At 67.9% G+C, this 8,816-nt stretch carries 6 protein-coding genes; 3 read left to right on the forward strand and 3 right to left on the reverse strand.

What is annotated here, in order from left to right; translation table 11 throughout:
* Positions 1 to 150 precede the first annotated feature (150 nt).
* The 3 genes from VGC18_RS07170 (at position 151) to VGC18_RS07180 (ending at position 2,510) form a co-directional block, all read left to right on the forward strand.
* Complete coding sequence (locus VGC18_RS07170) at positions 151 to 1,596, forward strand: hypothetical protein (protein WP_331095719.1); 1,446 nt, start codon at positions 151 to 153, stop codon at positions 1,594 to 1,596.
* A gap of 97 nt (positions 1,597 to 1,693) precedes the next feature.
* Positions 1,694 to 1,843, forward strand: a complete 150-nt coding sequence (locus tag VGC18_RS07175) for a hypothetical protein (protein ID WP_331095721.1) — start codon at positions 1,694 to 1,696, stop codon at positions 1,841 to 1,843.
* 46 nt (positions 1,844 to 1,889) lie between these two features.
* Complete coding sequence (locus VGC18_RS07180) at positions 1,890 to 2,510, forward strand: DUF2510 domain-containing protein (protein WP_331095723.1); 621 nt, start codon at positions 1,890 to 1,892, stop codon at positions 2,508 to 2,510.
* A gap of 87 nt (positions 2,511 to 2,597) precedes the next feature.
* Here VGC18_RS07180 and pyk read toward each other — a convergent pair whose 3' ends face one another.
* The 3 genes from pyk to gltB all read right to left on the reverse strand — a co-directional run.
* A complete protein-coding gene (gene pyk, locus VGC18_RS07185; RefSeq protein ID WP_331095725.1) occupies positions 2,598 to 4,043 on the reverse strand; it encodes a pyruvate kinase in 1,446 nt (481 codons plus the stop codon).
* A gap of 74 nt (positions 4,044 to 4,117) precedes the next feature.
* Positions 4,118 to 5,572, reverse strand: coding sequence for a glutamate synthase subunit beta (locus tag VGC18_RS07190; protein WP_331095727.1), 1,455 nt, complete (start codon positions 5,570 to 5,572; stop codon positions 4,118 to 4,120).
* Positions 5,565 to 8,816 (reverse strand): glutamate synthase large subunit (gene gltB / locus VGC18_RS07195; RefSeq protein ID WP_331095729.1); only part of this gene is annotated, 3,252 nt, incomplete at its 5' end. The genes gltB and VGC18_RS07190, both read right to left, overlap by 8 nt.

An 8,816-nucleotide genomic window follows, 5' to 3' on the forward strand; every position in this document is an offset into this window, starting at 1 on the left:
CTCTCTCTTCACCCTCCCTTCACCTCGCTTTGCCGCCGCGACCGGCTCCCTTTTCACCTCGGGTCTGCTGGTTGCCTGTGCTTTGGGCACAACCGCATCGCCGTTCCGGCCAGTGGTGGGCACACGAGTCGAACCAGGAGATAGTCCGCAATGAGAATTCTTCTCTCCACCCTCGCCGTGGGAGTGATCGTCGGTGCATCGGTCATCGGCGGCACTGCCTTGACCGCGAGTGCTCACGTACCTGGGGCGAGTGCCACCTGTTCGGCCGTCACGTTCACCGCCGACACCTACCAGACGAAGCCGGAAACCCCCGCTGCGACCCACGAGGTTCCCGCGACCGACAGGACGGTCGTCGTCACTCCTGCCACGCCCGCCGTCACACACGTCGAGTACCAGTACCAGAGCCAGACCCCCGACGCCGATCAGCCCCGGACGGCATGGGAGCTGGACGGCTGGGATGGCGAGACGCTGCAGGACACCGGATGGGCCAAGACGGGCCAGAGCAGAGTCGTCGTCGACACGCCCGCCATCCAGGAGGTGACCGAGTCCGTGGTCGACCTGCCAGCTCACAGCGAGGTGGTCACTCCCGCCTCGGCCGCCGACGAAACACCTAATGTCGTCACGGTGACCATCGACGGCACCGTCGTCCACACCGAGAATTTCGGGGTCAGCGTCTCCGGAACCGTAGCGTTCTCCGACCAGTACACGAGCCACGACTGGTCCGTCGCCTTCACCGCGTGGGACGACCCGACCGGAAGCCTCGGCTATACCAAGACCTATTCGGGAACGACCAGCGGCTGTGCGCCGACCCCGGTGCAGGCCAGCCCGAAGGGCGAGATCAGCACAGGCTGCGGAGTCGCGGATGTCCACCTGAGCAACGAGGCGAAGGACGAGGGCACGGTGAACGATTCGTACACGGCCGCGATCCACACCGACAGCGAGCCGGATCGCACCGTCGTGGTGGCAAGCGGCGACGTGGCCACGGAGCATTACACCTTCGTCGAGGACAGTGGGACACACACGATCACGGTGACGGCGGCCGGCACGGAGATCGCCCACGGCACGGTGCAGACGGACTGTCAGCCGAACGTCAAGCCGGCGAATCCGCACACGAACCTCGTCGTCGATTGCGGAGTCGGAACCGTGTATTCGAGCAATGATTTCACCCCGGGCTTCCACAACGTGGGGACGGCCTACGTCGAGGACATTTACGTCGACGGAGTCAACACCGACACGATCGACGTGGCCGCCAGCGGTGACGGTGCTGCAATCAGCAAGAGCTACAGCTTCGCCGAAGACAGCGGCAACCACACGATCGTGGTCAAGGTCGGCGACCAGATCGTCGCCCAGGGCACGGTGACAAGCGACTGCCAGCCGCCCGTTGTGCCCCCGACGAACCCGCCGACCACCACCACCACCACCGTCCCCCCGACGACCACGGCGCCGCCGGTGGAGTCCGCCGGCCTCGCCTACACGGGGACCAACGACCCGTCCCCCGCATTCATGGTCGCCGGCCTGCTCATGCTGCTCGGTCTGATCGGAGTCGGCTCCTCGACGGTCTCCCGACTCCGGACCGACCGCGGCGCACGCGGGTAGCCGTCCCCGCCGGGGTGGCGGTGATGGCCACCCCGGTGTGTGACCACCCGGAAAATTCGCTGGTGGATCCTGGCGAGGAAGGCGTTAAGATCTGTTCATGGTTGACAACGACGCATCCTCACTGGCCTCTGTCCAAGGAACCCTCGACGAGGTGCTGGAACGCCTGAAGGCGATCCAGACCCTGCTGGAGACCGAGCTGTCGAACGAGCCGAGACGGCCGGGCACCTTCGGCGACACGAACGAGTAGTCCTCCGATCCCGCCTAGGCTTCTTCTATCTCGAGAAGGAGCGACAATGACCGACGACGCCGGTTCTGCCACACCGGTCCCTGGCTGGTATCCCGACTACACCGGGCTGCCTCGGCTGCGATGGTGGGATGGCACCGGATGGACGGAGCACCTGCACGATCCAGCACTCGCGACCCCCGGTCTCGCGGCGAGGCCGGCTCTCCGGCCGGGTACGCCGGTCTATACCGTCTTCCTCTGGGTGATCCTCGGTCTTCAGCTCGTCTCCGTGATCACGCTGTCAACGCTCGACCTGAACGGCCTCGTGACCCGCACCGCCACCGACTCCACGATGGGCGGTTCGATGACGATGACAACGCTGTCGCCCGGCTATCTGCTCACGAGCCTCGTCGGGTACCTCGCCTGGGGGCTCGGGGTGTTGCTGGCCTATTTCGACTGGCGACGGCTGAGGAACACCGGGTTCGACCGTCCATTCCACTGGGCGTTCACCTTCATCAACTCCGGCGTGTACATCATCGGGCGCTCCGTCATCGTGAAGCGTCGTGCAGGCCGCGGGCTGCTGCCGATCTGGATCTGGGCCCTCATTGTCGTCGTGAGCATCGTCGTCCTCGTCGTCAAGGTGACCGCCGCGGTGTCCGTCCTCACGACGACCCCCGGCATCCCCGCGTAACGCCGTCCGTCGGATCCGCGGTTCGTCGGCTTAACGACCGAACGGCCGGTGGACCAGAGGTCCAACCGGCCGTTCGGGCTCCCGCGCCTACTGCGCGGCGTACGCCGGGGCGACCTCGTTGTGAGCGTCGCCGAGACGGTGAACGCGCATGTCGTTCGTCCCGCCGGAGATTCCGGGAGGGGAACCGGCGATGACAACGACCTTCTCGCCGACCTCTGCCCGCTTGTTGCCGAGCAGCACGTCGTCCACCTGCATGAACAGCTGGTCGGTGTGGGTCTTCGGCTCCACCAGGTAGGTCTCCGTGCCCCACACCCAGGCGAGGCGGTTGCGAATCGCGTTCTCCGGGGTGAACGCGATGATCGGGATGTGATGGCGCAGCCGAGACATCCGACGCACCGAGTCACCCGACTCCGTGAACACGCAGAGGAACTTGGCCGACACGAACTCGGCGACCTCGGCGGCCGCGAGGGTGATCGCGCCGCTCTGGGTGCGCGGCTTCGTGCCGAGCGGCGGGATGCGCTCCATGCCGTGCTCCTCCGTGGAGGCCACGATGCGAGCCATCGTCTGCACGGTGATCACCGGGTAGGCGCCGACGCTCGTCTCGCCGCTCAGCATGACGGCATCCGCCCCGTCGAGCACCGCGTTGGCGACGTCAGAGGTCTCCGCGCGGGTCGGGATGGGGCTCGAGATCATCGATTCGAGCATCAGGGTGGCGACGATGACCGGCTTGGCCATGCGACGCGACAGCTCCACCGCACGCTTCTGGACGATCGGGACGGCCTCGAGCGGAAGCTCGACGCCGAGGTCGCCACGGGCGACCATGATGCCGTCGAAGGCGTTGATGATGGCCTCGAGGTTGTCGACGGCCTGCGGCTTCTCGATCTTGGCGATGACCGGCAGCTTGACACCCTCCTCAGCCATGATCTCGTGCACGCGGACGATGTCCTCGGCGTTGCGCACGAACGACAGCGCGATGAGATCGGCACCGAGGCGAAGGCCCCAGCGCAGGTCCGCCTCGTCCTTCTCGGAGAGGGCGGGCACGTTGACCGCCACTCCGGGAAGGTTGATGCCCTTGTTGTTGGAGACCGCACCGGCCACGACCACCTTCGTGGTCACGACGGTTCCGTCGGTGGAGATGACCTCGAGCTTGACCTTGCCGTCGTCGATGAGCAGCGGATCGCCCGGCTTCACGTCGTTCGGCAGGCCCTTGAAGGTGGTCCCGGAGATCTCCTTGGTGCCGAGGATGTCCTCGATGGTGATCTTGAAGATGTCGCCGACCGCGAGGTCGTATGGGCCGGCCTCGAACTTGCCGAGCCGGATCTTCGGTCCCTGCAGGTCAACGAGAACCGCGACGGCACGACCGGAGTCGATGCTCGCCTGTCGGATGTTCTTGTAGACCTCCTCGTGGACGTCATAGCTCCCGTGGCTGAGGTTCATCCGGGCAACGTCCACGCCCGCGTCGACGATCGCCCGAATGTTCTCGTAGCTGGCCGTTGCCGGGCCGAGCGTGGCGACGATTTTTGCTCGTCTCATCTGTTTCTTTCTCTTGGTGTCAAGTGTTGGCAGGCCGAAGCCAGATAGGAGACTACTCCCTCGCCAGGGCCTCCCTAGAGTCCGATGGCCCTATCGGTGGGACGAACCGGTGACGGCAACTCGGTCGTGCCCTCGAGATAGCGGTCGACGGCGGCGGCCGCCGCACGGCCCTCCGCGATCGCCCAGACGATGAGCGACTGTCCGCGACCGGCATCCCCGGCGACGAAGACACCCGCCTCGCTGGTCTGATAGTCGCCGTCGCGCTCGACCGTGCCGCCCGCCATGGGCAGCCGGAGCTGGTCCTCCAGCGTGTCGCCCTCTGTGCCGGTGAAGCCGAGCGCCAGCAGCACCAGGTCCGCGGGGATCTCGCGCTCCGTGCCCGCCTTGGGGACGCGGCGGCCGTCGAGGTACTCGGTCTCGGCGACCCGGATGGCGCGGACCTCGCCCTGCTCGTTCGCGAGGAACTCGACGGTGGAGGCGAGGTAGACCCGCTCTCCGCCCTCCTCGTGCGCCGTGGAGACCTCGAACAGGGTCGGGGTCATCGGCCAGGGCTGGTGCTCTGGCCGCTCGGTCGGCGGCTGCATCCCGATCGCCAGATTGGTGACGGACAGCGCCTTCTGCCGGTGTGCCGTCCCGATGCAGTCCGCTCCCGTGTCGCCGCCGCCGAGGACGACGACGTGCTTGTCCTCCGCGGTGATCTGGTCGGTGACGGTGTCGCCGGCGCCGACCCGGTTCTGCTGGACCAGGTACTCCATCGCGAAGTGCACGCCGGGAAGGTCGCGACCGGGGATCGGCAGGTCGCGCGGCTTGAGCGCGCCGGTGGCCACCACCACGGCGTCGTACCTGGCCCGGAGCTCGTCCCAGGGGATGTCCACGCCGATGTTCACGCCGGCGCGGAACCTGGTCCCCTCCGCCTGCATCTGCTTGAGCCGGGTCTCGATGTGCTTCTTCTCCATCTTGAAGTCCGGGATGCCGTAGCGCAGCAGGCCGCCGATCCGGTCGTCGCGCTCGAAGACGGCGACGGTGTGACCGGCCCGGGTCAGCTGCTGGGCCGCCGCGAGGCCGGCTGGACCGGAGCCGACGACGGCGACGGTCTTGCCCGTCAGCCTCTCCGGGGGGTGCGGCTCGACCCAGTCGTTGGCGAAGGCCTGGTCGATGATGGAGACCTCGACGTTTTTGATGGTCACGGCGGGCTGGTTGATCCCGAGCACGCAGGAGCTCTCACACGGGGCCGGGCACAGCCGTCCCGTGAACTCCGGGAAGTTGTTGGTCGCGTGCAGGCGTTCGATCGCCGCGCGCCCCTCGCCCCGCCACATGAGGTCGTTCCACTCCGGGATGAGGTTGCCGAGCGGGCAGCCCTGGTGGCAGAACGGGATGCCGCAGTCCATGCAGCGACCGGCCTGTTTGCGCACCGTCGCGGCGTCGCCCTGCTCGTAGACCTCTTTCCAGTCCATCAGCCGCAGGCTCACCGGCCGCCGCGGTGGCAGCTCCCGTTCGCGTGTCTTCAGGAATCCCTTGGGATCAGCCACCCGTCACCTCCATGATCCGTGTCCATACGATGTCTCCGTCGGGGTCGAGCCCCTCCTCGACCGCCGTCGCCCTCGTCTCCAGCACCGCCGCGTAGTCGCGGGGCAGGACCTTCACGAAGCGGGCCATCGAGGCCTCGAAGTCGTCGAGCATCCTGGCCGCCACCGCGGAGCCGGTCTCGTCCAGGTGCTGCTGCAGCAGGTCCCTGACGATCTCGATGTCGCCGGCGCCGAGGCTCAGCAGGCTCAGCTCTCCGGAGGCCAGCGAGTCGCGGTTCACCCGCTCCGGCCTGAGGTCGTAGACGTAGGCCGTGCCGCCGGACATCCCGGCGCCGAGGTTGCGTCCGGTTCCGCCGAGGATCAGGGCGAGGCCCCCCGTCATGTATTCGAGGGCGTGATCGCCGACGCCCTCGACGACGGCGGTCGCCCCGGAGTTGCGCACGAGGAAACGCTCGCCGACGATGCCGCGGATGAACAGGCTGCCCTGCGTCGCCCCGTAGCCGATCACATTACCGGCGATGACGTTGCGTTCCGCGGCGAACGGGCTCCTGCGGTCGGGGCGGATGACGATCTGGCCGCCGCAGAGGCCCTTTCCGACGTAGTCGTTGCTGTCGCCCTCGAGCCTCAGGGTGATCCCGCTCGGCAGGAATGCGCCGAAGGACTGGCCGGCGGTGCCGGCCAGGTCGACCTCGATGGTCCCGTTCGGCAGCCCGTTCTCGCCGTATCGGAGGGTGACCTCGTGGCCGAGCATCGTGCCGACGGCCCGTTCGGTGTTCCGGATGGGCAGCGAGATCGACACGTGCTCCCCGGCGTCCAGCGCGGCGGAGCTGCGCCTGATCAGCTCGACGTCGAAGTGGCGATCGAGCTCGTGCTTCTGCTTCGAGACGTTCCTGCGCGGCTCGTCCGGCCCGAACTCCGGGCCCTGGAGGATGGGCGCGAGGTCGAGGCCGTCCGCCTTCCAGTGCTCGATCGCCCGGTTGACGTCGAGCAGCTCCGAGTGGCCGATGGCCTCCTCGATCGAGCGGAAGCCGAGGGCGGCCAGGTACTCGCGCACCTCCTGGGCGAGGAACTCGAAGAAGTTGACCACGAACTCCGGCTTGCCGCTGAACCGGGCCCGCAGCTCCGGGTTCTGGGTGGCGACGCCGACGGGGCAGGTGTCGAGGTGACAGACCCGCATGAGGACGCAGCCGGAGACGACGAGCGGGGCGGTCGCGAAACCGTACTCCTCCGCGCCGAGCAGCGTCGCCACGATCACGTCCCTGCCGGTCTTCATCTGTCCGTCGACCTGCACGACGACGCGGCCGCGCATGCCGTTGAGCATGAGGGTCTGCTGGGTTTCCGCGAGGCCGAGCTCCCAGGGGGTCCCCGCATGCTTGAGCGAGTTGAGCGGGCTGGCCCCGGTTCCGCCGTCGTGGCCGGAGACGAGCACGACGTCGGCGAGGGCCTTGGCCACACCGGCGGCGACCGCGCCGATCCCCGACTGGCTCACGAGCTTGACGTGCACCCTGGCGTCCGGGTTCGCCCGCTTGAGATCGAAGATGAGCTGCTTGAGGTCCTCGATCGAATAGATGTCGTGGTGCGGCGGCGGGCTGATGAGACCGACGCCCGCAGTGGCATGCCGGGTCCTGGCGATCCACGGATACACCTTGGTCGGGGGCAGTTGGCCGCCCTCCCCCGGCTTGGCCCCCTGCGCCATCTTGATCTGGATGTCCGTGGCGTGGGTGAGGTACATGCTCGTCACGCCGAACCGCCCTGAGGCGACCTGCTTGATCGCGCTGCGGCGTTCCGGGTCGAGCAGGCGCGCGGTGTCCTCCCCGCCCTCGCCCGTGTTGCTCTTGGCGCCGAGGCTGTTCATGGCGATCGCGAGGGTCTCGTGCGCCTCCGCGCTGATCGAGCCGTAGCTCATGGCGCCGGTCGAGAAGCGCTTCACGATGGAGGCGACGGACTCCACCTCGTCGATCGGCACCGGCGTCCGCACCCCCTCGCGCAGCTTGAACAGCCCGCGCAGCGTCATGAGGTTCTCGGCCTGGTCGTCGACGAGCTTCGTGTAGTCGCGGAAGACGTCGTACCGGCGGGAACGCGCGGCGTGCTGCAGGCGGAACACCGTGTCCGGGTTGAACAGGTGCGGCGGCCCCTCGCGGCGCCACTGGTACTCCCCGCCGGTCGCGAGGCGCTCGTGCACGGTGATCGCGCCGTCCTCCGGGTAGGCCGCGGCGTGTCGCGCGGCGCTCTCCGCGGCGATCACGTCGATGCCGACACCGCCGAGCAGGCTCGACGTCCCGGTGAAGTACTGGTCGACAAACTCCTGGTCGAGGCCGACCGCCTCGAATGCCTGGGCGCCCGCGTAGGAGCCGACGACGGAGATGCCCATCTTCGACATGATCTTCAGCACCCCCTTGCCGAGCGCCTTGATCAGGTTCTTGACCGCCTTCTCCGGGCTCAGCGAGGTGATGAAGCCGCTGCGGACCAGCTCCTCGGCCGATTCCATCGCCAGGTAGGGGTTGATCGCCGACGCGCCGTAGCCGATCAGGAGCGCGACGTGGTGCACCTCCCGGACGTCGCCGGCCTCGACGATGATGCCCACCTTCATCCGGTTCTCCGCCCGGATCAGGTGGTGGTGCACGGCGGCGAGCATGAGCAGCGACGGCACAGGCGCGAGGTCCTTGTTGGAGTCCCTGTCCGACAGCACGATGAACCTCGCGCCGTCCTCGATGGCGCGGTCGACCTCGTCGCACATCGCCGCGATGCGCTGCTCCATGGCCTTCGGCCCCTGGTCGACGCGGTAGAGCCCCTTGATGGTGCGCGTCGGGGTGAGCCCGCTGTGGGCCGGCATCGGCGCGATGTGCTGGATCTTGGCCAGCTCGTCGTTGTCGATCACCGGGAAGTCGAGGATGACCTGCCTCGCGTGCTCCGGGGTCGCCGCCAGCAGGTTGCGCTCAGGGCCGAGGCCGAGTTTGAGCGAGGTGACGACCTCCTCACGGATGCTGTCGAGCGGCGGGTTGGTCACCTGGGCGAACTGCTGGGTGAAGTAGTCGAACAGCAGCCGCGGCCGCTGGCTGAGCACGGCGATCGGGGTGTCGGAGCCCATGGCGCCGAGCGGCTCCGTACCGTTCTCGGCCATGGGCTTGAGCAGGATGCGCACCTCCTCCTCCGTGTAGCCGAAGGTGCGCTGCCTGCGGGTGACGGAGGCGGGCGTGTGCACGATGTGCTCGCGCTCCGGCAGGTCCTTGAGGTTGATGCGTCCGTG

It is taken from the genome of Lacisediminihabitans sp. (assembly GCF_036404185.1).
Classification (GTDB): domain Bacteria; phylum Actinomycetota; class Actinomycetes; order Actinomycetales; family Microbacteriaceae; genus Lacisediminihabitans.

What these genes read in the sequence shown, in the direction of transcription:
- VGC18_RS07170 (WP_331095719.1), top strand. Translation starts at nt 151, where the DNA reads ATGAGAATTCTTCTCTCCACCCTCGCCGTGGGAGTGATCGTCGGTGCA.
- VGC18_RS07175 (WP_331095721.1), top strand. Translation starts at nt 1,694, where the DNA reads ATGGTTGACAACGACGCATCCTCACTGGCCTCTGTCCAAGGAACCCTC.
- pyk (WP_331095725.1), bottom strand. Translation starts at nt 4,043, where the DNA reads ATGAGACGAGCAAAAATCGTCGCCACGCTCGGCCCGGCAACGGCCAGC.
- VGC18_RS07180 (WP_331095723.1), top strand. Translation starts at nt 1,890, where the DNA reads ATGACCGACGACGCCGGTTCTGCCACACCGGTCCCTGGCTGGTATCCC.